Source organism: Nakamurella flavida, from assembly GCF_030811475.1.
GTDB lineage: Bacteria > Actinomycetota > Actinomycetes > Mycobacteriales > Nakamurellaceae > Nakamurella > Nakamurella flavida.
Window position 1 is genome coordinate 870,187 of the sequence record NZ_JAUSQV010000001.1, and the last position, 23,871, is coordinate 894,057.

Consider the following 23,871-nt stretch of genomic DNA (forward strand, 5'->3'; position numbering starts at 1 on the left):
ACCCGTCGGACGCGCGGCAGGAACGGCACCGACCAGCGCCGACCGGCACGGCACGGCACGGGTCAACCCATCGCAGCGGTCGGCCTCTCCTGCTCCCCCGACGTCCCGGTCGCTGCGGTCCCCGTGGCGGGGACGGCCACGGCGGGGACGACGCGGACGGACCGCCGGTCGCTCCGGAGCAGGACCACGGCCTCCCGGCCCTGCGCCGCCGCCCCCCGACCGCGCGCCTGCACCAGGAGCTCCCGGTCCCGCAGCCGACCGTGCCCCTGGTGCAGCCCTGTCCAGCCCTGCAGGGTCGCAGTCAGCGTGATGTCGGCTCCCGGCCAGGGACCGGCGACGAGCAGGACGGCGCCGCGCTGCCGCAGTCGACCGTTCAGCACCCGGAGTCGGCCCGCGGGGGGCGGGGCCTTCGGTGCGGCCACGGCCACCACCTCGACCCCGTCGACCAGCACCGACAGCACCTGCAGGACGTCCTCACCCGGATCGGGGATGACGACCAGGCGATCCAGGTCGATGCCGAACTCGGCCGCCGCGGCCAGCCCGATGCCCGGCATGCCGACCAGGGCGGCCCACTGCACCCGGGAACCGGCCAGCAGGGAGAACAACAGACTCGTCGCCCCCTGTCCGGCGAGGCTGACCACGCCACCGCGCGGCAGGCCACCGCGCGGCAGGACGACGGCCAACGGCTCGGGAACCGGCACCACGGTGGGCCGGGTCGGGTCGGCACCGCGGTCCGCGCCCTGCTCGCCGATCGGACCCGTACCGGCCGACCCGGGTCCGGCGAGATCGTGCAGATCGGAACCGTGCAGATCGGAGCCGTGCCGTTCGGAGCCGTGCCGTTCGGAGCCGTGGAGAGCGGAGCCGTGCCGTTCGGAACCCGGTCGGGCGAGATCGCGCAGCGCGGCACCGCGGCCAGGCCCGGCCGGGTCGGACGCCTCATCCCGGTGGGCGGGGTCGACGGACGAAGCGGTGCTGCCGAACGAGCGGGGCGACACGACGACCACCGGCCGCCCCACGGGGGTCGACGCGGCGGCGGGGTGCGCGAACAGCCCGAGCACGTCCGACGGCACGGCGGCGTCCGACATCGGGCTGTGGGAGACGACTCTCGCCGACGGCGGGGAGGTCAGGGGTTGCAGCAGGGGGGGCTGGGTGGTGGTCGGCCCGGCGGTTCGCGCGGCCCGGGCCGGACGCGGAAGGGGTCGGGACGGTGGGGACGCCGACGCGGGCTCGGCGGGGTCGGCCTCCAGCGCGAACAGGTCGAGGGTGGACAGCGGTGCCACAGCCGGGCGGACCCCCCGGTTCGTCCGCGGTGGGGACGACGTCCGCGCAGGAGCAGTCCCCTGGGCGGAGAGGCCGGCGGCCCGACCCGTCGCCGGAGGTGTGATCGCCGGCTCGACACCGACGGACGCGGCAGACACCCCGGATGTCGCGGACGTGGCGGCCGACGGGCTGTCCGCTCGACGGGCGGACCTCGCCGATGCCCCGATCAGCCGCGGCGCGGGAGCGACGGACGGGATGGGCGCCCCCAGCGGTGCCGGCCGACCGGACGCCTCGGCGAGCCGTCGACGGAGATCGGCCAGGACGGCGGCCCGGTCCGCTCCGGCGCGAGAGTCGGCCCGCGCCGGATGATAGAGGCCCACAGGAGGATCGAGGCCGACGGCCGGGTCGGCCCGGCCCGGAGAGCGGGAAGGCATCGGCCGGCCGGCCGGGCCGACCGACCGGGCGCCGGTCGCCGGGCCGGATCCGTCACCGGACACATCGTCGGGTGACCAGTCGGTGACGACCCCGGTGCCGTCCCACCCGGCCTCGAACGGGATCCCGTCCCCACCGGCACCCACCGACCCCGTGCCGGCAGGGACACGACCGGCATCGGGGAGGTCGTCGGCGGACGATCCGTCCCGGACCGCGCCCCCGATGACCTCACCGAAGGACAACTCGACCGCTTCCGACCCGACCGGGTCGGAGAACGGGTCGGCGCCACCGCCCGGGTCGTCGAACATGTGTTCGACCCTAAACAGCGACAACCCTCGGGGGCAACCCGCCGGGAACCTGACGGGTGAGGAGGGACGGATGGGACGATCGGGACGGGCAACCCACACTGCACGGCAGGAGCCGCCCTCGTGACCCGTCCGCCCATGGGGCACACGGACACGTCGCAGGTCCTCAGGGATCACCGCGAGACCGGGGCAGGAGCCCGCCCCCGTCCGACCTGACGACCGGCCGAGCCCGGCACGACGCCGGTCGCCGCAACAGCATCACCACGGCCAGGGCCACCGCGATCGCCCACCCTCGACCGCCGGGCACAGGCACACCAGCGCCCGCACCGGCCGAGTGACCTACAGCGAGCGACCTACAGCGAGCGGACCCAGCGCTGCAGCACCTCGGCACCGGCGTCGCCGGACTTCTCGGGGTGGAACTGGGTGGCGCTGAGCGGGCCGTTCTCCACGGCGGCGACGAACCGGTCGCCGCCGTGCTCGGCCCAGGTGATCACCGGCGGGGTGAACGGACCGCTGACCTCGAGCTCCCAGCGGCGGACGGCGTAGGAGTGCACGAAGTAGTACCGGGTCTCCGGGTCGAGACCGTCGAACAGCACGGACCTCTCCCCCGGCTGCACGGTGTTCCAGCCCATGTGCGGGACGATCGGGGCCTGCAGCCGTTCCACCGTTCCCGGCCACTCGCTGAGCCCGGTGGATTCCACGCCGTGCTCGACGCCGCGGTCGAAGAGCACCTGCATCCCCACGCAGATGCCCAGCACCGGTCGGGACCCGGCCAACCGCCGGCCGATGATGCGGCCGCCGCGTACCGCGTTCAGTCCCTGCATGCAGGCCTCGTACGCGCCGACCCCGGGGACGACGAGGCCGTCGGCCGCGAGGGCGGCGTCGAAGTCGGACGTCACCTCGACCTCCGCCCCGGTGCGCAGCAGCGCGCGGGCCGCGGAGGCCAGGTTGCCGGAGCCGTAGTCCAGCACGACCAGCTTCGGGCTCACGACAGCAACCAGAGGATGCCCCCGGCCACGCAGCCGACCGCGAACACCGCGATGACCACCGCGCCGGTGGGGTTGGTCTTCCGGAGTGCGAGCACGCCGCCGGACAGGAACCCGCCCAGACCGATGAGCAGGATCGGGAGCCAGTTCACAGCACACCCTTGGTGGACGGGATGCCACCGACGCGAGGATCCGGTTCGACGGCCTCCCGCAGCGCGCGGGCGATCGCCTTGTACTGGGCCTCGCAGATGTGGTGCGGGTCGCGGCCGTAGAGCACCCGGACGTGCAGGGCGATGCGGGCGTGGAAGGCCAACGAGTCGAAGACGTGCCGGTTGAGCACCACCGGGTAGTTGTTGCCGACGGTGAAGCCGAGGATCGCGTCGGGCTCGCCGGTGTGCACGCTGAACGGCCGGCCGGACAGGTCGACGGCGGCGTGGGCCAGCGTCTCGTCCATCGGGATGAACGCGTCGCCGAAGCGGCGGATGCCCTTCTTGTCGCCGAGGGCCTGGGCGAAGGCCTGGCCGAGCACGATGGCGATGTCCTCGACGCTGTGGTGGGCGTCGATGTCGACGTCGCCGGTGGCCTTCACCGTCAGGTCGAACGACCCGTGCACGCCGAACGCAGTCAGCATGTGGTCGTAGAACCGGACCCCGGTGGAGATGTCGACGACACCGGTGCCGTCCAGGTCGAGGTCGACCAGCACCGAGGACTCACTGGTGGTGCGCTCGATGCGGGCCCGGCGGCGCGGGTTGAGATCGGATCCGGTGGTCACGCCGGCAGCTCCTGGGTGGTCGGGGCGGTGTCGTTCGAGAGGGTCTCGTCCGGGACGGGCGCCAGCTCGGCACTGGCGGCCAGGAAGACGTCGTTGTCCGCGGGGGTGCCGATGGTGGTGCGGAGGTACCCGGGGATACCCATGTCGCGGACGAGGACCCCGGCGTCCAGGTAGGCCTGCCAGGCCGCGGACGCGTCGGCGAACATCCCGAACAGCAGGAAGTTCGCGTCCGACTCGACGACGGAGAAGCCCTGCTCGGTGAGGGCCTGCTGGACGCGGATGCGCTCGGCGACCAGCGCGGCCACCGAGGCGAGCGTCTCCTGCCCGTGCCGGAGCGCGGCCAGCGCGGCCGCCTGGGTGAGGGTCGACAGGTGGTAGGGCAGCCGGACCAGCAGCAGCGCGTCGACGACGGCCGGTGCGGCGGCCAGGTAGCCGAGTCGTCCACCCGCGAAGGCGAAGGCCTTGCTCATGGTGCGCACCACCAGCAACCGGTCGGCGAACTCGTCGATCAGTCCGACCGCGGACGGCTGGTCGGAGAACTCGGCGTAGGCCTCGTCGACCACCACCATCCCGGGGGCGGCCTGCAGCAGCGCGGCGACCTCGTCCAGGGTGAGCGATCCGCCGGTGGGGTTGTTCGGGCTGGTCACGAAGAGCACGTCCGGGGCGTGCTCCTCGATCGCGGCGACGGCCGCGTCGACGTCGACGGTGAAGTCGGCCCGGCGCGGGAACGGCACCCAGTCGGTCTGCGTGCCGGAGGCGATGATCGGGTGCATCGAGTACGACGGCTCGAAGCCCATCGCGCGCCGACCGGGACCGCCGAAGGCCTGCAGGATCTGCAGCAGGATCTCGTTGGACCCGTTGGCCGCCCACAGGTTCGCCGTCAGCAACGGCACCCCGGTGGCCCGGGACAGGTACCCGGCGAGCTGCTCGCGGAGTCGGACCGCGTCCCGGTCCGGGTACCGGTTCAGCTCGACGGCCGCGGCGCCGACGCTGGCCGCGAGATCGGCGACCAGCGCGGGCGACGGCGGGAACGGGTTCTCGTTGGTGTTGATCTGCACCGGCACGTCGAGCTGGGGGGCGCCGTACGGGCTGCGCCCCACCAGGTCCGCCCGCAGCGGCAGATCGGCCAGGGTGACGGACTTCCCGATCATGCCGACGCTCCGGCAGTCTCGAAACGCGCGGTGACGGCCTCGCCGTGGGCCGGCAGGTCCTCCGCGGCGGACAGCGCGACGACGTGGTCGGCCACCCCGGCCAGCGCGGCCCGGTCGTAGGTGACGACCTGCATGGGGCGCAGGAACGTGGTGGTGGCCAGACCGGCGGAGAACCGGGCGGTCCCCGACGTGGGCAGGACGTGGTTGGACCCGGCGCAGTAGTCGCCGAGCGACACCGGCGCGAAGGCCCCGACGAACACCGCGCCGGCGTTGCGCACCCGCGCGGCCACCGCCTCCGCGTCCCGCGTCTGGATCTCCAGGTGCTCGGCCGCGTAGGCGTCGACCACGGCCAGGCCGTCGTCGATCGATCCGACGATCACGATCCCGGACTGCGGACCGGACAGGGCCGCGGTGATCCGTTCGACGTGCCGGGTGCGCGGAATGCGTGCGGCGACGGCGATCTCGACCGCGTCGGCGAGCTCCGCGGAGGTGGTGACGAGCACGGCGGCGGCCAGCGGGTCGTGCTCGGCCTGCGAGATCAGATCGGCCGCGACGAAGTCGGCATCGGCCGAATCGTCGGCCAGCACGGCGATCTCGGTCGGCCCGGCCTCGGAGTCGATGGCCACCGTGCCGCGGAGGGCGCGCTTGGCGGCGGTGACGAACACGTTGCCCGGGCCGGTGATCACGTCGACCGGTTCGACGGCCGGCTCGACGCGACCGTCGGCGTCGGACTGCTCGAGCGACCCGAGCGCGAGCAGGGCGATGCCCTGGGCGCCGCCGGCGGAATACACCTCGTCCACCCCGAGCAGGGCGCACGCGGCGAGCACGTTGGCGTCCGGCCAGCCGTCGTTGTCCTTCTGCGGCGGCGACGTCACCACGATCCCGGGCACCCCGGCCACCTGGGCGGGGACCACGTTCATGACCACGCTCGACGGGTACAGCGCCAGCCCGCCGGGCACGTACAGCCCGACGCGGGCCACCGGCACCCAGCGCTGCCGGACGGTGCCGCCGGGGGCGATGGTGCTGACCCGCTCCTCCGGCAGCTGCGCCGCGTGCCCGACCCGGGCCCGGGCGATGGCCTCCTGCAGCGCGGCCCGGACCTCGGGCCGCAGGGCGGACACGGAGGCGGCGATGACCTCGGCCGGCACCCGCAGCGCGGGCGGACGCACCCCGTCGAACCGCTCGGAGGCGTCCTGCACGGCGGCGGCGCCCCGCGCGCGGACATCGTCGATGAGTGGTTCGACGACGGCGGCCGCGGAGGCGATGTCCACCGCCGCCCGCGGGAGCAGGGTCCGCACCGCGCGGGTGAGACCGTGCGCGGAGTCCACGGTCGAGCCGAAGGAGGGGCGCAGGTCGATCCGCTGGAGCATGCGTCCAGCGTAGGCGGTGATCACCGGCCGTCAGAACGGTCCGGACGTCGCCCCGGGCACGTCCGCCGGGGAGATCCGGACGTCACGAACCGGCGGTACGCACGCCCTGCGCGAGGTCCACGTCGACCAGGACCACACCCGGCTCCTGCCCGAGCTGCCGGACGCGGTGCCCGCCGGGGGCCCAGACCCCGCTGCCGCCGCAGGCCGGTCCGCCGCCGGTGCCCCCGCAGAACTGGGCCAGCACGACCCACTTGCCGTGCCGGGTGGCCGCGGCCATCTGCTCGGCGAGCCGCTGCTCGGCCCCGATCACGTACAGCCCCGAGACCAGCGAGACCTCCACCCCGGCGTAGGCCAGCCGGGAATGGTGATCGGCCACGGTGACGTCGCGGCCGGTGGCCAGCCCGAGGCGCCAGCCCCCGATGGGCAGGACGGCGTCGTTCACCCCCGGTCCGAAGATGCCGATCTCCCCCACGTCCAGGTACCGCTTGAGGTAGGCGACCCGATCCCGACCGGCGATGTCGATGTGCAGGGTGCCGATGCGCGGCGGCCCGTCCGGGGCGGACCCGGCGCCCACCGCGACCGGCCGGGGTTCGGTCACCGGGGCACCGACGAAGGCGTGCACCCCGTGGTGGCGACAGGCCCGGCGGAGCGGCTCCAGGCGCGGGTCACCCGGGTCGACCCGGATGCGGTGCAGGTCGATGAGGTCCGGGTCGTAGCCGGTGAGCGACAACTGCGGGAACACCACGACCCGTGCCCCGGACGCGGCCGCCTCGGCCACCCACCGAGCGTGGTCGACGGCGTTGGCACCGACGTCCCCGGTGACCGGGGACAGCTGCACCGCGGCCACCCGCAGGGGTGGGCGCGAGCCGGGTGCGGCCGGGGGCCGGTCCGGCGTCATCGCGCCGGGGACAGGCTGGTCCGCAGATCCAGGCCCAGGTCCAGCGCGGGTGCCGAATGGGTCAGGGCGCCGACGGCGATGTAGTCGACCCCGGTGGCGGCGACCTCGGCCGCCCGCCGCAGGGTCAGCCCGCCGGACGCCTCCAGGGCGATCCGTGGGCTCCGCGCGGCGGCCCGCCGGACGGCCTCGCGGGTGTCGGCCAGGCTGAAGTTGTCCAGCAGGACCAACGGAACCCCTTCCGCCAGCGCCTCGTCGAGCTGTTGCAGGGTGTCCACCTCGACCTCCAGCGGTGTGTGCGGGTCCAGGGACCGTACCGCCGCGATGGCCTGCCGAACAGAGCCCGCCGCCATCACATGGTTGTCCTTGATCAACGCAGCGTCACCGAGACTCATCCGGTGGTTGACCCCGCCGCCGCACCGCACGGCGTACTTCTCCAACGCCCGCAGCCCCGGCAGCGTCTTGCGGGTGTCCCGGACGCGGGCATCCGTCCCGGCCACCGCGTCCACCCAGGCCCGGGTGGCGGTGGCGATGCCGGACAGGTGGGTGAGCAGGTTGAGCGCGGTCCGTTCGGCGGTCAGCATGGCCCGGGCCGGGCCCTGCACGCGCAGGGCCGGCTCGCCGGGCACCAATCGGTCGCCGTCGGTGAGCAGCGCCTCGACCCGCACGGCACCGTCGGTGGCCGCGTCGAACACCGCCATCACCACCGCGACCCCGGCGATCACCCCCGGTTCCCGCGGGGTCAGATCGGCCTCGGCCCACAGGTCCACCGGGACGGTCGCCATGGTCGTCACGTCCGGCCCGTCGCGCAGATCCTCGGCCAGCGCGACCGCGACGACCCGGGCGACGTCGGCCGGGTCCAATCCGGCCCGGGCCAGCGCGGCCACGGTGGCCGGGGAGAACCCACCCGGCCCCGGTCGACCCGACGTGTCGGTCCGGTCCGCCGCGTCGTCGGTCGTCGTCCCGGTGTTCATCGGGTCACCAGGACGTCGCTGCTGCCGTCGGCGACGCGATCGGTGGACACCCGCAGCTCGCCGTCGACCAGACGCACGGTGCTCGACCGGGCCTGCGCGGCGTCGGTGGCCGGGAAGTCGACTCGGACGTGGGCGCCGCGGGACTCGGTCCGGGCCGCCGCCGCGGCCAGCAACGCCCGCGCGGCCAGGGCCAGGTTCGCCGTCTGCACGGCGGCCCGATCGGTCACCACGGGCGTGCGACGGGCCGTGTCGGCGGCGACGGCGTCGGCCGCGGCCAGTCCGGCCGCGTCCCGGCCGATGCCGGCCCACCGGCTCATCGCGTTCTGCAGCGCCTCGAGCCCGGCCGGATCGGCCCCGGGCGCCCGGGTGAGCACCAGCTCGGCGTCCGACGGGTTCCACACCCGGGAGGCCAGCACCGCCGCGTTCACCGCCTCGGCCGTCCGCTCCCCCATCACCAGACCCTCCAGCAGAGAATTGGACGCCAGCCGGTTCGCCCCGTGCAGTCCGGTGCGCGCGACCTCGCCCACCGCGAAGAGGCCGGGCACGCTCGTCCGTCCGTCGAGGTCGGTGCGCACCCCGCCGCAGCTGTAGTGGGCGGCCGGGGCGACCGGGATCGGGTCGACCCGGGGGTCGATCCCGGCGGCCAGGCAGGCGGCGGTCACGGTCGGGAAACGCCGGCGGAACTCCGCACCGTCGATGCCGGTCGCGTCGAGCAGCACGTGGTCGGCCGGGGCGGCTCCCGCCCCGTCCGTGCCGGTCATCCGACGGGTGACGGCCAGGGAGACCACGTCGCGCGGGGCCAGATCGGCCAACGGGTGCACGCCGGGCATGATCCGGGCGCCGTCCACGTCCACCAGCACGGCGCCCGCGCCGCGGACCGCCTCGGTGACCAGCGGCCGCCGGCCCCGTCCACCCCCGGCGGTGAACAGCACCGTGGGATGGAACTGGACGAACTCGGCGTCGGCGAGCTCGGCGCCCGCCCGCAACGCCATGGCCAGGCCGTCACCGGTGGCCACCGGCGGATTGGTGGTGGCCGCGTACAGATGGCCGGCGCCGCCCGTGGCCAGCACGACCGCGCGGGCCCGGATCAGCCCGACGGAGCCGTCGGGGGCCAGCACGGACAGCCCACCGGCCCGACCGGAACCGTCGAGCACCACGTCCAGGGCCAGGTGATCGGTGAGCACGGCCGGACCGGTGTCGATCCCGGCCAGCAGGGCCCGTTCGATCTCCGCGCCGGTGGCGTCGCCACCGGCGTGGATGATCCGGTCGGCGTGGTGGCCGCCCTCCCGGGTGCGGAGCAGCCCGCCGGGGCCCACGTCGAAGCGTGCACCCCGGGCGATGAGGCGGTCGACCGCACCGGGCCCGTCGATGAGGATGCGGGCCGCGGCGTCCGGGTCGACCAGGCCGCCGCCGGCCTCCAGGGTGTCCCGCAGGTGCGCCGGAACCGAGTCCTCCGCGGGGGCGCCGTCCACGCCCGGCCGATCGGCGACCTGGTCCAGGACGACCGCGACCCCGCCCTGGGCCCAGGTGGTGCTGCCCTCGTCCGGTTCGCCCTTCGTCACCACGAGCACGGAACGACCGGCGGCGATCAGATCGAACGCCGTGGTCAGCCCGGCCACTCCGGTGCCGACCACGACCACGTCGGCGGTCGCCTCCCAGGCCGGCAGCAGGGTCTCGGCCCACTCGGCCGCGTCGATGACGGCAGCCGGGTCCGGGGTGGTCATTCCCCGCCGCCGCTCTGGCCGATGGCGATCATCCGCTCGACGCTGGCGCGCGCCTTCGCGGCGACGTCCACCGGCACGATCACCTCGTCCCGCAGCTCCTCCAGGGAGGTGAGCAGCTTGGCCGGAGTGATCATCTTCATGTAGCTGCAGCTGGCCCGGTCGTTCACCGCCCGGAAGTCGATGCTCGGTGCGGCCCGGCGGAGCTGGTGGATCATGCCGATCTCGGTGGCCACCAGCACGGTCTTCACCCCGGCGGCCTGGCCGCGCGTCGCCTCGTCGACCATCTGGCCGGTGGACAGGAACTCGACCCGCTTCGGGTCGAGCGCGCCGGTGCCGGCGAGGTAGACGGCACTGGTGGAGCAGCCGCACTCCGGGTGGATGAACAGCTGGGCGTCCGGGAACTCCGCCGCCCTGGCGGCCAGGGTGGCACCGTTGATGCCGGCGTGCACGTGGCACTCCCCGCCCCAGACGTGCATGTTCTTCCGGTCCAGCACCCGCCGCACGTGGGCGCCGAGGAACTGGTCGGGCCCGAAGAGCACGGTGCGGTCGGCCGGAATGGAGGCGACGACCTCGACCGCGTTGGACGATGTGCAGCAGATGTCGGTGAGCGCCTTCACCGCGGCGGTGGTGTTGACGTAGGAGACGACGACCGCGTCCGGGTACTGCGCCTTCCAGCCCGCGAGCTGTTCGGCGGTCAGCGAGTCGGCGAGGGAGCAGCCGGCCCGCGCGTCGGGGATGAGCACCCGCTTCTGCGGCGAGAGGATCTTGGCCGTCTCGGCCATGAAGTGCACCCCGCAGAACACGATCGTCGACTGCTCGACCGTGGTCGCGATGCGGGAGAGCGCGAGCGAATCGCCGACGTGGTGCGCCACGTCCTGGATCGCGGGCAGCTGGTAGTTGTGCGCCAGGATCACCGCGTCGCGCTGGTCGGCCAGTTCCCGGACCCGGGCGGCCCACGCGGGGCCGGGGTCGACGGGGTCGGGGACCGAGGCGGGCGGGACGGGGCGGACGAGCGACGGGGCCGGAAGAGTGGGGGCGGCCATGATGCTCCTTTGTCATCGGGGGGTTTTCGACCTACGATCGAAAACGTGCCTCATGCTAGCAGAACCGACGCCCTCACCCTCGAGGCCCTGGCCGCGGTGTTCTCCGTCCGCCGGGACCCCGCCGGCCAGCACCGCCTCACGGTGCTGCTGTGGCGCCGCGGCCAGGAGCCGGACCTGGGCCGGTGGGCCCTGCCGGGCGGGATCGTGCGGGCCGACGAGGACGTCGACTCCTCCGCGCGGCGGCAGCTGGCCCAGAAGGTCGATCTGACCCGGGTCGCCCACCTGGAACAGATCGGGGTGTTCTCCGATCCGGGCCGGGTGCCCGGCGGTCGGGTCGTCGCCACCGGGTTCCTGGGCCTGGTGCCCATGCCCGGCGACGGCGGGTCCGGGGAGATCGCGGACGCCCGGCTGCCGGCCGACACCGCCTGGCACCCGGTGGACGACCTGCCGCCGACCGCCCTGGACCACGGCGCGATCGCCGAGCGCGCCCGCCAACGCCTGCGCGCGAAGATCGGGTACACCAACATCGGGTTCGCGCTCGCGCCGGCGGAGTTCACGCTGGCCGAGCTGGGCCGGATCTGGACGGCCACCCTGGGACACGAGGTCGACCCGACGAACCTCCAGCGGATCCTGACCCGCCGCGGCATGCTCCAGCCGACCGGCACCACCGCTCCCCCCGGCCCGGCCGGCGGCCGCCCGGCCGCACTGTTCCGCTTCACCGTCGCCGAGCTGCGGGTCACCGACCCGTTCGCGGCATTCCGGCCGCCGGGGTCCTGACGGCCGGTCACCGACGAGCGGCGGAGCCGGGGCGAGCGGCTCGACGACCTGCGCCTGCTCGACGACCTGCGTCAGGCTTGGGGACCGCGGAAGGCTCAGCGACCCGCGGAAGGCTCCCCGTCCTGCGCCCGGGTCAGCCGACCCAGCCCGGGGGTTCCGTTCCAGGCGGCGAGGAACGTGTAGACCGCGGTGGCCAGACCGGCCTGCGCGCACAGCACCAGCAGCGATCCGGTGACCGGGCGCTCGGTGAAGACGTCGCCGACCGCGCCGGTGGCCGCCGCGACGTGCAGATCGGTGCCGGGCGCGATCATCGTGGCCAGGCCCCAGGCGATCACCCCGCCGAGCAGCGAGCCGATGAGCACGGTCAGCAGCATCCGTGGGCCGCGGGCGGTGCGCACCCGCCAGGCCGCGACGGCGATGGTCACGGCCAGCACGACGCCCAGCAGCACGAAGACCGCGATGGAGGTGAACTGGGCGGTGGAGAAGCTGCCGCCGAGGACGGCGTACCGGCCCTGGTCGAGCAGCTGGATCTGCCGGCCGGGGGCCAGCAGGCTCCAGAGCACCGCCTGCACCAGCCCGGCGACCAGGAAGGCCACCCCGACCCCGAGCACGCCGCGGTCCCGTCGGCGCGGCACCGCGGAGATCGGCGGCGGGGTGGTGTCGACCCACATCTGCCCCAGCTGCCCCGGGCCGGCCGCCGGAGCGGGCACGGGGAAGGCGGACGGGGCCGGGGCGTACCGGGCCTGCGGGTCGTCGGGCGGGGTCACGTCAGACAGTCTGCGCCGAGCAACGCCTTGAGATCGCCCATCAGCGCGGACGTCGGGGTGACCCGGTACTGCTCGGCCAGTCGCAGCGCGGTGATCCGGCCGTCGTGGACCAGGCGCAGGGTCACCTCGTTCATCCCGGGGTGCTCGCGCAGCACCTCCTTGAGGCGCTCCACGATGGGCGGGGTGCAGCGGGTGGCCGACAGGGTCACCTGCATCGGCCCCTTGTTGCCGATGTCGGACAGGTCGGGCACCGTCACCGACTGCACGTGCAGGCTCAGCCGGTCGTCGGAGCGGGCCACCCGCGCCTTGACCAGCACCACGGCGTCCTCGGCCAGGGAGAGCGAGCACTCGCTGTAGACCTTGGGGAAGAAGGCGACCTCGACCCCGCCGACCAGGTCCTCCAGGGTGGCGGACGCCCAGGGATCGCCCTTCTTGGTCAGCCGGCGCTGCAGCCCGGTGAGGATCCCGCCCACGGTGATCACCGCGCGGTCCGGGATGGTGCCGTCCAGGATGTCGGGCAGGGACGCGTCGGACTGCGCGGCCAGCACGTGCTCCACCCCGGCCAGCGGGTGCCCGGACACGTACAGCCCCAACATCTCCCGCTCGAACTGCAGGCGCAGCTTGGTGTCCCACTCGGTGTCCGGGATGCTGCCGCGGAAGCTCGACCCCTTCTCCTCCTGCGTCATCTCCCCGAAGAGGTCGAACTGCCCGGAGGCCTCGGCCTTCTTCAGCCCGATGATCTCGTCGACCGCCCGCACGTGGTCCATCAGCAGGCCCTTGCGGGGGTGGTTCAGCGAGTCGAACGCGCCCGCCTTGATGAGCGACTCGACGACCTTCTTGTTGCAGGCGGTGGCGTCGACCTTGTCCAGGAAGTCGTAGAAGTCGGTGTAGGCGCCCTTGTCCCGACGGGCGGCCAGCACCGAGGCGACCACGCCGGTGCCCACGTTGCGCACCGCGGACAGACCGAACCGGATGTCGGTACCCACCGGGGCGAAGTTCTTCTCGCTGGCGTTGACGTCCGGCGGCAGCACGGTGATGCCGCGGGAACGGCACTCGGCCAGGTAGATGGCCATCTTGTCCTTGTCGTCGCCCACCGAGGTGAGCAGCGCGGCCATGTACTCCGACGGGTAGTTCGCCTTGAGGTAGGCCGTCCAGTAGGAGACCAGCCCGTAGGCCGCCGAGTGCGCCTTGTTGAACGCGTAGTCCGAGAACGGCAGCAGGATGTCCCAGAGGGTCTTGACCGCCGCCGGGCTGAACCCCTTCTCGGCCATGCCGGAGGAGAACTTCTCGAACTGGGCGTCCAGCTCGGACTTCTTCTTCTTGCCCATCGCGCGCCGGAGCAGGTCGGCCGCACCCAGGGAGTAGCCGGCCACCTGCTGGGCGATGGCCATGACCTGCTCCTGGTACACGATCAACCCGTAGGTGTCGCCCAGCACCTCGGCGAGCGGCTCGGCCAGCTCGGGGTGGATGGGGACCACCGGCTTGCGGTTGTTCTTCCGGTCCGCGTACTCGTTGTGCGAGTTCGCGCCCATCGGACCCGGCCGGTACAGCGCGCCGACCGCCGAGATGTCCTCGAAGTTGTCCGGCCGCATCGACCGGAGCAGCGCGCGCATCGGGCCGCCGTCGAGCTGGAACACCCCGAGGGTGTCCCCACGGGCCAGCAGGTCGAAGGTGACCCGGTCGTCCAGGGTCAGCTCCTCCAGCACCACCGTCTCGCCCCGGTTGGCCTGGATGTTGATCAGCGCGTCGTCCAGGACGGTGAGGTTCCGCAGTCCCAGGAAGTCCATCTTGATCAGGCCGAGCGTCTCGCACGTCGGGTAGTCGAACTGCGTGATGATCGCGCCGTCCTGCTCCCGCTTCATGATCGGGATCAGGTCGATCAGCGGCTCGGAGGACATGATCACGCCGGCCGCGTGCACGCCCCACTGCCGCTTCAGCCCTTCGAGGCCACGGGCGGTCTCCACGACCGTCTTGACGTCCGGGTCCATCTCGACGAGCTGACGGAACTCCGCGCCCTCGGAGTAGCGCTCGTGGGTGGGTTCCCACACCTTGGACAGCGGGACGTCCTTGCCCATCACCGGGGGCGGCATCACCTTGGTGATGCGGTCACCGACGGAGAACGGCATGCCCAGCACCCGGGCCGCGTCCTTCACCGCCTGCTTGGCCTTGATGGTGCCGTAGGTGACGATCTGCGCGACCCGGTCGTCGCCGTACTTCTCCGAGACGTAGCGGATGACGTCGCCCCGTCGGCGCTCGTCGAAGTCGACGTCGAAGTCGGGCATGGAGACGCGGTCGGGGTTGAGGAACCGCTCGAAGATGAGCCCGTGCTGCAGCGGGTTCAGATCGGTGATGCGCATCGCGTAGGCGACCATCGAGCCGGCGCCCGAGCCACGGCCCGGGCCGACCCGGATGCCGTTGTTCTTGGCCCAGTTGATGAAGTCGGCCACGACCAGGAAGTAGCCCGGGAACCGCATCTGGGTGATGACGCCGACCTCGAAGTCGGCCTGCTTGCGCACCTCGGGGGTGATCCCGTTCGGGAACCGGACGATCAGCCCGCGCTCGACCTCCTTGACGAACCAGCTGGTCTCGTCCTCCCCGGCCGGCACCGGGAACCGCGGCATGTAGGAGGCGGACTCGTCGAAGGCGACCGAGCAGCGCTCGGCGATGAGCAGGGTGTTGTCGCACGCCTCGCGCAGGTCGTACTTGTCCTGCCAGAGCGCCCGCATCTCGGCCGGCGACTTGAGGTAGAAGTCGCGGGCGTCGAACTTGAACCGGTTCGGGTCGTCCAGGGTCTTGCCGGACTGCACGCAGAGCAGCGCCTCGTGCGTGTCGGCGTCCGCGGCGTTCGTGTAGTGCAGGTCGTTGGTGGCCACCATCGGCAGCTGCAGATCGCGGGCGAGCCGGATCAGCCCGTCCCGGACCCGGGTCTCGATGGACAGCCCGTGGTCCATCAGCTCGAGGAAGTAGTTGTCCGCGCCGAAGATGTCCCGGAACTCCGCCGCGCTGGCGCGCGCCTTCGCGTAGTCACCGATCCGCAGCCACGTCTGCACCTCACCGGACGGGCAGCCGGTGGTGGCGATCAGACCCTTGGCGTACTGGTTCAGCAGCTCCCGGTCGGCCCGGGGCTTGTAGTAGTAGCCCTCCAGGGAGGACCGCGAGGCCAGCCGGAACAGGTTGTGCATGCCCTCGGTGGACTCCGAGAGCAGGGTCATGTGCGTGTAGGCGCCGGATCCCGACACGTCGTCGTCGCCGCCGTTCGCCCAGCGGACCCGGGTGCGATCGAACCGGGAGGTGCCCGGGGTGACGTAGGCCTCCATGCCGATGATCGGGTTGATCCCGGCCTTGCGCGCCTGCCGGTAGAAGTCGTGAGCGCCGAACACGTTGCCGTGGTCGGTCATGGCCAGGGCCGGCATGCCCATCTCGGCCGTCCGGTCGAACAACTCGCCCAGGCGAGCCGCCCCGTCCAGCATCGAGTACTCGGTGTGCACGTGCAGATGGACGAACGAATCGCCCGCGCCGGACCCTGCCACTCCTGCCCCCTCGATGCTCCGGGCCGTCGTGGCCGATCTCCTGCGGCCGATGTCCGGCCACGTCTGTTCTAGCACTGCGCCCCGACAGTGCCCGGCCCCCGCGCCGCACCCCGAGACCGGGCTCTCACCAACGGGCCTCGACCTCAGGTCGAGGGTGAGACCTTGACCGGCCGGACCCCTCCCCCGACCTGCGGCAATGCGAACCGGTGTATGGACATCACACAGCGTGACCCGCAGAGTGGGGGCATGTGGTGGAACTTCGTCGCGTCCCTGCTCCTCATGGCCCTGGCCGGGGTGATCACCGGACGTCTGCTCGGCATCAAGCGCGGGTTCCGCCGCTCGGTCGGCACCGGCCTGCTCGGCTGGTTCGTCGGGCAGGTCGTCACCGAGGTCATCCGGCGGGAGACCACGGGCGGGCGCCCGGAGACCCCCGGGGAGTTCCTGGGGTTCGGGCTCTCGGAGTTCGGTTTCGCCGTCCTGGCCACCATGGTGCTGTCCATCCTCTTCGAGCTGGTCCTGCGCCGGAAGCCGAAGAAGGCCGGACCCTCCCGCCGGGCCCGGCTGCGGGCGGCGTTCACCGTCGGCCGGCGCCTGATGCAGGTCGCCCGGATCGCCCGCCGCCACGGCCTGGCCGGCCGGCGCCTGACCTCCCGCGCGGCCCTGGCCACCCCCGAGACGGCACGGCGCGTCCGCCGGTTCCTGGAGGACTGCGGCGGCCTGTTCGTGAAGTTCGGCCAGATCGCCGCCACCCGCTCGGATCTGCTGCCACCCGCCCTGGTCGGCGAACTGACCCTGTTGCAGACCCAGGCCCGGCCCATCGAGTCCGATCTGGTCGTCGCGGCCGTGGAACGCGAACTCGGTGACAGCGTGGACGAGGTGTTCGCCTCCTTCGACCGCACCCCGCTGGCGGCGGCCTCCATCGGCCAGATCCACGCCGCCACCATGCCCGACGGACGGTCGGTGGTGGTCAAGGTGCGTCGTCCGGACGTGGACGTGGGGGTGGCCCGGGACGCCGCCGTGCTGCGCTGGGCCAGCCGCTCGGCGGCGCGGCGCTCGGCCGGTGCCCGTCAGCTCGGGCTGGTGGCGCTGGCCGACGAGGTCATCGAATCGGTCCGCCGGGAGATGGACTTCACGAGCGAGGAGGCCAACAACCACGCGCTGCGCTCGACCCCGATGCCCGACGGGGTGGCCGTCCCGGCCGTGCTGGACGACCTGACCACCGCGAGCGTGCTGGTCATGGAACGGGTGGACGGGCGCCCGCTGACCGATGTCGCCGCGGTGGACGCCTGCGGGGTTCCCCGCGAGGTGCTGGCCGACCGACTCCTGCAGGCGTTCCTGGCCCAGGTCATGCGCTCGGGGGTCTTCCACGCCGACCCGCACCCGGGCAACATCCTGCTGGACCGCGCCGGCACGGTCTGGTTCATCGACTTCGGCGCCATCGGGTTCCTGGACCCGGTCACCCTGGAGGCGGTGACGCTGATCGGAGCGGGGCTGGGGACACGGGAACCGGCCCTGCTCGCCCGGGCACTGCGCCAGATGGCCGGGTCCACCGGGCACACCGTCGACGCGCAGGCCCTCACGGCCGACCTGAGCAAGGTGCTGTCCGACCAGATGCACTCCGGTGGGTTCAGCGCGGGCAGCATCCAGAAGATCATCGACGTGATGGGCCGCAACGCCATCCCGGTGCCGGCCGCGCTGATCGTGCTCGGCCGGGCGTTGGTCACCCTGGACGGCACCCTGCGGCAGCTCGACCCCCGGTTCGACCTGGCCACCTCGGCCAGCCGCAACCTGGGCGGGCTCAACGCGCTGCACGGCGGCAGTGCCCGGGAGACCTTGACCAAGGAGGCGCTGCGCAACCTGCCGACCCTGCGGGCCCTGCCCGGGCTGGTGGAGGACGTGGCCCTGCAGGTCCGGGCCGGGCAGCTGAGCGTCGGCGTGGACCCGATGTCCGACGCGCTGCGCACCGAGGTCGGCAGCTGGGTCGACCGCGCCCTGTTCGCCGCGGTCGGTTGCGTCCTGCTCCTCGCTTCCACCGGGATGCTGGTGGCCACCGCGTTCGGTCAGGGGGACGACGGCATCACCGTGCTGGAGACGGCGGGCTACGTCGGCCTGATCAGCTCCGGCATCATGATCATGCGGGTGATCGCCCAGGTGCTGCGCCGGGAGGGCGTCCGCGGCGAGTGACCGTGGCTCAGGAACTGTCCCGGACGACCTCGAGCGCGTGCTCCAGATCGGCCGGGTAGGGGCTGGTGAACTCGACGCGGCGGCCGTCCGCGGGGTGGGCGAAGGCCAGGGACCGGGCGTGCAGCCACTGCCGGGTCAGGCCGACCCTCTTGGCCAGGACCGGGTCCGCGCCGTAGGTCAGGTCGCCGACGCACGGGTGGTGCAGCGCCGAGAAGTGCACCCGGATCTGGTGGGTGCGGCCCGTCTCCAGGTGGACGGTGAGCAGCGACGCGGCACGGAACGCCTCGTCGGTGTCGTAGTGGGTGACGCTGTCCCGACCGCCGGCCACGACCGCGAACTTCCAGTCCGCGGTGGGATGCCGACCGATCGGGGCGTCGATGGTGCCCGAGCTCGGATCGGGGTGGCCCTGGACGAGGGCGGAGTAGACCTTGTCCACCGTGCGCTCGCGGAACGCGTCCTTCAGGACGGTGTAGGCGTGCTCGGACAGCGCCGTGACCATCACCCCGGAGGTGCCGGCGTCCAGCCGGTGCACGATCCCCTGCCGTTCGCTGGCCCCCGACGTCGCCGCCTGGATGCCCAGCCCGGCCAGCGCGCCGGTGACGGTCGGACCCGTCCAGCCGGGGCTGGCATGGGCGGCCACCCCGACGGGTTTGTCGATGACGGCGATGTCGGCGTCGCGGTAGATGATCGTCAACCCGTCCACCGTCATCGGCGCGGTGACCGGGGCGCGGGGCGGCTCGGGCAGGGTGATCTGCAGGCCGGCGTCGGCGACCAGCCGCTCGGACCGGATCGCCGGGCGTCCGTCGACGAGGACGTCGCCCGCGTCGACCAGGGTCGCCACGGTGGTGCGGCTCAGGCCGAGCAGGCGGGCCAGGCCCGCATCCACCCGCATGCCGGCAAGGCCGTCGGGAACGGCCAGGGTGCGTGTCTCACGCATCGGAAGACCCCCCGGCGGCTTCCTGCTCGCGGCGGCGACGACGACCGGGCACCCGGGTGCCGTCGAAGTCGATACCCATGAGCGCGATGACGACCAGCGTGATGCCTCCGACGGTGATGGCGGAGTCGGCCACGTTGAAGATCGGGAAGTACTCCGCGTTCGGGCCGAACACCGAGACGAAGTCGACGACGTGGCCCTGCATGAAGCCCGGGGCACGGAAGATCCGGTCGATGAGATTGCCCACCGCGCCGCCGAGGATCAGACCCAGGCAGACCGACCACGGGGTCGACCGCAGGCGCGGCGCCATCCGGATGATGACGATCACGACGATGGTCGCGACCACCGCGAGGATCCAGGTCATGCCCGTGGCCAGCGAGAACGCCGCCCCGGGATTGCGGATGAGCGAGAAGTAGACCAACCCGCCGAGCACCCGTTCACTGACGCCGGGGGTGAGCGTGGCCACCGCGATGATCTTGGTGATCAGGTCCAGGACGACGATGGCGCCGGCGAGGGACGCGAGCAGGACGACCCGCCGACGCCCGGCCGGCCGCGTGGTGTCGGCCGTGGTGGCATCCTCCGGGACCGCCGCCCTGTCCGGGACCACGGCAGGATGGACCGCCGGATCGTCGGGCGCCGGGTCGGGTGCGGGAATCGTCACGACCCCAGTGTCCCAAAGATCGGGCGTCGTCCGGACCGTGATGTCTCCCCGACCCCGGCGCCGCCGCCGTTCAGGACGATCCGGTCCCGCCCTGCTCACCGAACCAGTTCGCCAGCGCACCACCCCGGCCCACCGCCCGCAGCCGCCGTTCGGTCGCCGTGCGCACCCGTTCCGGGGCGACCACGAGCAATTGGTCACCGACCTCGAGGCGGACCAGCGGATGGATCGGCACCGGCTCCCCCGCCCGCAGGATCAGCGAGACCACGGACGGCGCCGGCAGCCGGAGCTGGTTCAGGTAGACGCCGTGCATCCGCGACTCCGGCGGGATGGTGATCTGCAGCACGTGCGCCGACATCTCCTCCAGCGGGGCGGCCTCCAGGTTGAGCTCGAGGGCCTGGCCGCCCTGGATGACGCCGAGCTTGCGGGCGACCCACGGCAGGCTGGTGCCCTGCAGCAGCGTGTAGATGACCACCACCACGACGATGACGTCGAGCAGTTGGACCGAGTGCTCGCGGCCGAGCATGAGCGGGATCATCGCGAGCACGATGGGCACCGCTCCGCGGAGGCCGGACCAGGACAGGAACGCCTGTTCCCGCCACGGCAACCGGAACGGCAGTGCCGCGGCCACCACCGACAGCGGGCGCGCCACCAGCAGCACGATCAACCCGATGGCCACCCCGATGAGCAGCGACTGGCCCAGCCGTTCGGCCTCCACGTAGATGCCGAGCATGACGAACAGGCCGATCTGCGCGATCCAGCCGAGGGCCTCGGCGAAGGACAGCGTGGACGACCGGTGCGGCAGGTTGGAGTTGCCCAGCACGAGGGCGGCCACGTACACGGCCAGGAAGCCGGACGCGTGCGCGTACTGGGCCCCGGCGTACGCCCCGCCGATGAGCGCGATGGTGGCCAACGGGTACAGCCCGGCCGCGGGCAGCGCGCCCCGGCGCAGCGCCCAGGCCCCGGCCACGCCCACCGCGATGCCGACGACGGCTCCGGCGAACAGTTCGTAGACCACCAGCAGCGGGGCCGTCCAGGTGATCTCCTCGGTCCCGGCCAGCAGCAGGACGGCGATGACCACCGGTGCGTCGTTGAGCCCGGACTCCAGTTCGAGCGCGGCGGCGAGCTTGCGCCGCACCCCCACCCCGCGGAGCACCGAGAACACAGCGGCCGCGTCGGTGCTGGACAGCACCGCACCCCACAGCAGCGAGGTGCGCCAGTCGTAGCCCAGCAGCAGGTGCACCCCGAGCCCGGCCACCCCGATGGACACCACGACCGAGACCGTGGCCAGGGCGACACCGAGCCCGAGCGCGGGCCGGACGTTGTCCCACCGGGTGGTCAGCCCACCCTCGGCGAGGATGAAGACCAGCGCGGCCAGGCCGAGCTGTTCGGTCGCGATGGTGTCGGTGAACTCGACCCCGGGCACCGCGTCCGAGCCGAGGAACATCCCGATGCCCAGGAAGAGCAGCAGCGACGGCAGGCCCAGCCGGCGGGTGAGCCGCACGGCCACCAGGGCCAGCACGATGATCAGGGAGGCGAAGCCGAAGGCGCGTTCGATCGTGTCGAGGTCCACCGGCCCCGCCCTCAGCGCCGCAGGACGGCGGGCGTCAGACCCAGGGCACCCAGGACCTCGAGCGTGGCCCGGGACCGGTTGAACGTGTAGAAGTGCAGCCCCGGCGCCCCTTCGTCGAGCAGCGCCCGGCACATGTCGACGGCGTGCTCGATGCCGACCGCCCGGCCACCCGCGGGATCACCCTCCACGGCCCGGAGCCGTTCGGCCAGCTCGACCGGCATGGCCTGCCCGGACAGCTCGGTGATCCGACGCAACCGGCCCAGCGAGGTGATCGGCATGATGCCCGGGAGCAGCGGGACGTCGACCCCGGCGGCCACCGAACGGTCCCGCAGGGATACCCAGTCGGCGGCGGAGAACAACATCTGGGTGATCGCGAACTCCGCCCCGGCGGACACCTTCGCCGCGTAGTTCCGCAGATCGGTGGTCGGGTCGGTGGACCGCGGGTGCATCTCCGGGAAGGCCGCCACCCCGACGCAGAAATCGCCCAGGCTGCGGGTCAGCGCGACGAGCTCGGCGGCGTAGGTGAGCCCGCCGGGATGGGTGGACCAGGTGCCCAGCGGATCCCCCGGCGGGTCACCGCGCAGGGCGAGGATGTTCCGGACGCCGACGGCCGCGTACGAGCCGATGATCTGCCGCAGCTCGGCCACGGTGTGCCCGACCGCCGTGAGATGCGCCACCGGCAGCAGGGTCGTCTGGGTGGCGATGCGCCCGGTGACGCGGACCGTGCGGTCCCGGTGCGAGCCGCCCGCGCCGTACGTCACCGACACGAACGAGGGTCGCAACGGCTCGAGCCGCCGGATCGCGTCCCACAGCACGGCCTCCTCGGCGTCGTCCCGGGGCGGCATGAACTCCACCGAGACGTGCGGCCCCGGCGCGGAGAGCCGATCACGGACCGTTGCCATGTCCCGAACCCTATCCGCCGTGCAGGATGGGGGGATGCAGCAGTCGCCCCCCCTGCACCCGTCAGCCCCGGCCGCCCCGTCAGGGACATCCGAGACGTCCCGGCCACCGGTGTCGTCCACGGTCACCACCCTGAACGCGGTGATCGTCGACGAGATGGCCGCCCGCCGCACCGAGGTGCTGGCCGTGGACGCCCGCCTGGCCGGCCTGCTCGACCGGCTGGTCGAGTTCGTGCTGGACGGCGGCAAACGGCTCCGGCCCGAGTTCCTGTTCTGCGGCTGGCGCGCGGCCGGCGGCCAGGACTCCCCGGTCCCGGTCCTGCAGGTGGGCGCGGCGCTGGAACTGCTGCAGGCCTGCGCCCTGCTGCACGACGACATCATGGACCGCTCGGACACCCGCCGCGGCCGGCCGACCATCCAGCGGGCGGTGGCCAAGGAGCACGCCGACACCGGGCTGGCCGGGGAGAGCGAGCACTTCGGGCTGTCCGCGGCCCTGCTGCTCGGGGACATGGCCCTGGCCTGGTCGGACGACCTCTACCTGGAGGGCGCCGCCGGCCTGGACCGGGTCGGCCAGACCGCCACGGTGTGGCGCGCGATGCGCACCGAGGTGCTGGCCGGGCAGATGCTCGATCTGCGGGTCACCGCCGATCCCACCGTCGACCCGGTCGCCCAGGCCGACGACGCGATGGCCGTCAACCGGTGGAAGACCGCGGCCTACACGGTGGAGCGGCCGCTGCACCTGGGCGCGGCCCTGGCCGGCGGCAGTGAGGCCTGCGTGCAGGCCCTCCGCGCGTACGGGGCCGACATCGGCGTGGCGTTCCAGCTCCGGGACGACCTGCTCGGCGTCTTCGGCGACCCCGCGGTGACCGGCAAGCCCGCAGGGGACGACCTGACCGAGGGCAAGCGCACCCTGCTCGTCGCCGCGGCCCGGGCGGCCCTGTCCCCGACGCCCGACCTGCTGGCGGAGCTCGACGCCGGCCTGGGCAGTCCCACCGCGGACGTGGCCCGACTGGCGGGGATCATCGCCGACACCGGCGCGCCGGCCCATCTCGAGGAGCAGATCTCCGCGCTGGTGGCCTCCGGCGTGGCCGCCCTGGACGCGACCGAACCCGACGGGTCGCCCGCCGTCTCGCCGGCGGCCCGTCAGCGGCTGACCGATCTGGCCGTGGCCGCCACCGCCCGGGTTCGCTGACCCGGGTGCGCCGATCCGTGGGCCCCGGGCGCACCGGGTCGGCGCCAGGGCTCAGAACCCGGCGACCTGCGCCCGGCGCTTGACCTCGCGCCCGCGGTTCTCGCGCAGCGCCTGCACCGGGGTGCCGGGCAGGGAGTCGTCCTCCCGGTGCATCCAGTCGATGATCTCCAGGTCGGAGTAGCCGGCGTCGGTCAGCAGGGTGATCGTCGCCGTGACGCCCTTGACGATCTCCCCGTCCTGGACGAAACCGGCGGGCACCCGCAGGATCCCGTCCCGGCGGACGGCCAGCAGCTGCCGTTCCCGGATCCACTGGTGGACCTTGGTGACGATGACGCCCAGCTCCTGGGCCACCTGCGGGACGGACAGCTCGGGGATCCCGGACGGTGACTCACCGGCGGGGACGGACTCGGGGGGGCGGGGGGACTCGACAGGCGCAGGAGACTCG

At 73.2% G+C, this 23,871-nt stretch carries 20 protein-coding genes; 3 read left to right on the plus strand and 17 right to left on the minus strand.

The genetic code is table 11. The features are described 5' to 3' along the window. Positions 1–62: 62 nt before the first annotated feature. From J2S58_RS03830 to nadA, 10 genes are all read right to left on the minus strand, one after another. The gene (locus J2S58_RS03830) at positions 63–1,085 is read right to left on the minus strand and encodes a hypothetical protein (protein WP_205256212.1); all 1,023 of its coding nucleotides are present in this window, start codon (positions 1,083–1,085) and stop codon (positions 63–65) included. A gap of 1,265 nt (positions 1,086–2,350) precedes the next feature. After that, entirely contained in the window at positions 2,351–2,986 is a 636-nt protein-coding gene (hisH, locus tag J2S58_RS03835; RefSeq protein WP_306826346.1) for an imidazole glycerol phosphate synthase subunit HisH, read from the minus strand. Continuing rightward, the gene (locus J2S58_RS03840) at positions 2,983–3,135 is read right to left on the minus strand and encodes a hypothetical protein (protein WP_205256428.1); all 153 of its coding nucleotides are present in this window, start codon (positions 3,133–3,135) and stop codon (positions 2,983–2,985) included. The genes hisH and J2S58_RS03840 overlap by 4 nt, the downstream gene beginning before the upstream one ends. Continuing rightward, complete coding sequence (gene hisB / locus J2S58_RS03845) at positions 3,132–3,755, minus strand: imidazoleglycerol-phosphate dehydratase HisB (protein ID WP_205256211.1); 624 nt, start codon at positions 3,753–3,755, stop codon at positions 3,132–3,134. Before hisB ends, J2S58_RS03840 begins: the two co-directional genes overlap by 4 nt. After that, positions 3,752–4,906 (minus strand): histidinol-phosphate transaminase, encoded by a 1,155-nt coding sequence (locus tag J2S58_RS03850; RefSeq protein WP_205256210.1) that lies wholly within the window; start codon positions 4,904–4,906, stop codon positions 3,752–3,754. Before J2S58_RS03850 ends, hisB begins: the two co-directional genes overlap by 4 nt. Further along, positions 4,903–6,276 (minus strand): histidinol dehydrogenase, encoded by a 1,374-nt coding sequence (gene hisD, locus J2S58_RS03855; protein ID WP_205256209.1) that lies wholly within the window; start codon positions 6,274–6,276, stop codon positions 4,903–4,905. The genes J2S58_RS03850 and hisD overlap by 4 nt, the downstream gene beginning before the upstream one ends. An 82-nt stretch (positions 6,277–6,358) precedes the next feature. Next, the gene (locus J2S58_RS03860) at positions 6,359–7,114 is read right to left on the minus strand and encodes a carbon-nitrogen hydrolase family protein (protein ID WP_205256208.1); all 756 of its coding nucleotides are present in this window, start codon (positions 7,112–7,114) and stop codon (positions 6,359–6,361) included. Positions 7,115–7,170: 56 nt separating this feature from the next. Next, positions 7,171–8,145: a carboxylating nicotinate-nucleotide diphosphorylase gene (gene nadC, locus J2S58_RS03865; RefSeq protein ID WP_205256207.1), complete on the minus strand. Its 975-nt coding sequence runs from the start codon at positions 8,143–8,145 to the stop codon at positions 7,171–7,173. Beyond that, on the minus strand, positions 8,142–9,869 hold the full coding sequence (locus tag J2S58_RS03870) for an L-aspartate oxidase (protein ID WP_205256206.1): 1,728 nt from the start codon (positions 9,867–9,869) through the stop codon (positions 8,142–8,144). Before J2S58_RS03870 ends, nadC begins: the two co-directional genes overlap by 4 nt. After that, complete coding sequence (nadA, locus tag J2S58_RS03875) at positions 9,866–10,912, minus strand: quinolinate synthase NadA (RefSeq protein WP_205256205.1); 1,047 nt, start codon at positions 10,910–10,912, stop codon at positions 9,866–9,868. Before nadA ends, J2S58_RS03870 begins: the two co-directional genes overlap by 4 nt. 45 nt (positions 10,913–10,957) lie before the next feature. Here nadA and J2S58_RS03880 point away from each other — a divergent pair, with 45 nt between their 5' ends. After that, complete coding sequence (locus J2S58_RS03880) at positions 10,958–11,689, plus strand: NUDIX hydrolase (protein WP_306826347.1); 732 nt, start codon at positions 10,958–10,960, stop codon at positions 11,687–11,689. A gap of 95 nt (positions 11,690–11,784) precedes the next feature. Here J2S58_RS03880 and J2S58_RS03885 read toward each other — a convergent pair whose 3' ends face one another. After that, positions 11,785–12,456 (minus strand): DUF2567 domain-containing protein, encoded by a 672-nt coding sequence (locus J2S58_RS03885; RefSeq protein WP_205256204.1) that lies wholly within the window; start codon positions 12,454–12,456, stop codon positions 11,785–11,787. Next, entirely contained in the window at positions 12,453–15,986 is a 3,534-nt protein-coding gene (gene dnaE, locus J2S58_RS03890) for a DNA polymerase III subunit alpha (protein WP_306826348.1), read from the minus strand. The genes J2S58_RS03885 and dnaE overlap by 4 nt, the downstream gene beginning before the upstream one ends. Positions 15,987–16,196: 210 nt before the next feature. On the opposite strand from dnaE, the gene J2S58_RS03895 reads away from it, so the two are divergent. Next, positions 16,197–18,170 (plus strand): ABC1 kinase family protein, encoded by a 1,974-nt coding sequence (locus tag J2S58_RS03895; protein ID WP_205256203.1) that lies wholly within the window; start codon positions 16,197–16,199, stop codon positions 18,168–18,170. A gap of 7 nt (positions 18,171–18,177) precedes the next feature. Here J2S58_RS03895 and J2S58_RS03900 read toward each other — a convergent pair whose 3' ends face one another. The 4 genes from J2S58_RS03900 to metF all read right to left on the minus strand — a co-directional run bounded on the left by J2S58_RS03900 (position 18,178) and on the right by metF (position 22,237). Further along, positions 18,178–19,107, minus strand: a complete 930-nt coding sequence (locus J2S58_RS03900) for an RluA family pseudouridine synthase (RefSeq protein WP_205256202.1) — start codon at positions 19,105–19,107, stop codon at positions 18,178–18,180. Beyond that, the gene (lspA, locus tag J2S58_RS03905; protein ID WP_205256201.1) at positions 19,100–19,765 is read right to left on the minus strand and encodes a signal peptidase II; all 666 of its coding nucleotides are present in this window, start codon (positions 19,763–19,765) and stop codon (positions 19,100–19,102) included. The genes J2S58_RS03900 and lspA overlap by 8 nt, the downstream gene beginning before the upstream one ends. A gap of 70 nt (positions 19,766–19,835) precedes the next feature. Further along, entirely contained in the window at positions 19,836–21,335 is a 1,500-nt protein-coding gene (locus J2S58_RS03910; RefSeq protein WP_205256200.1) for a potassium/proton antiporter, read from the minus strand. Between the two features lie 11 nt (positions 21,336–21,346). Next, positions 21,347–22,237, minus strand: coding sequence for a methylenetetrahydrofolate reductase [NAD(P)H] (metF, locus tag J2S58_RS03915; RefSeq protein WP_205256199.1), 891 nt, complete (start codon positions 22,235–22,237; stop codon positions 21,347–21,349). A gap of 34 nt (positions 22,238–22,271) precedes the next feature. Here metF and J2S58_RS03920 point away from each other — a divergent pair, with 34 nt between their 5' ends. Next, positions 22,272–23,426 (plus strand): polyprenyl synthetase family protein, encoded by a 1,155-nt coding sequence (locus tag J2S58_RS03920; RefSeq protein ID WP_205256198.1) that lies wholly within the window; start codon positions 22,272–22,274, stop codon positions 23,424–23,426. 51 nt (positions 23,427–23,477) lie between these two features. On the opposite strand, the gene J2S58_RS03925 is transcribed toward J2S58_RS03920, so the two are convergent. Further along, positions 23,478–23,801: an Rv2175c family DNA-binding protein gene (locus tag J2S58_RS03925; RefSeq protein ID WP_205256424.1), complete on the minus strand. Its 324-nt coding sequence runs from the start codon at positions 23,799–23,801 to the stop codon at positions 23,478–23,480. Positions 23,802–23,871: the final 70 nt, after the last annotated feature.

Bases quoted from the DNA above. Each gene is read 5' to 3' on its own strand.
- J2S58_RS03830 (WP_205256212.1), bottom strand. From the start codon at position 1,085: ATGTCGGACGCCGCCGTGCCGTCGGACGTGCTCGGGCTGTTCGCGCAC.
- nadC (WP_205256207.1), bottom strand. From the start codon at position 8,145: ATGAACACCGGGACGACGACCGACGACGCGGCGGACCGGACCGACACG.
- nadA (WP_205256205.1), bottom strand. From the start codon at position 10,912: ATGGCCGCCCCCACTCTTCCGGCCCCGTCGCTCGTCCGCCCCGTCCCG.
- J2S58_RS03920 (WP_205256198.1), top strand. From the start codon at position 22,272: ATGCAGCAGTCGCCCCCCCTGCACCCGTCAGCCCCGGCCGCCCCGTCA.
- J2S58_RS03870 (WP_205256206.1), bottom strand. From the start codon at position 9,869: ATGACCACCCCGGACCCGGCTGCCGTCATCGACGCGGCCGAGTGGGCC.
- J2S58_RS03900 (WP_205256202.1), bottom strand. From the start codon at position 19,107: ATGCGTGAGACACGCACCCTGGCCGTTCCCGACGGCCTTGCCGGCATG.
- metF (WP_205256199.1), bottom strand. From the start codon at position 22,237: ATGGCAACGGTCCGTGATCGGCTCTCCGCGCCGGGGCCGCACGTCTCG.
- J2S58_RS03850 (WP_205256210.1), bottom strand. From the start codon at position 4,906: ATGATCGGGAAGTCCGTCACCCTGGCCGATCTGCCGCTGCGGGCGGAC.
- J2S58_RS03895 (WP_205256203.1), top strand. From the start codon at position 16,197: ATGGACATCACACAGCGTGACCCGCAGAGTGGGGGCATGTGGTGGAAC.
- hisD (WP_205256209.1), bottom strand. From the start codon at position 6,276: ATGCTCCAGCGGATCGACCTGCGCCCCTCCTTCGGCTCGACCGTGGAC.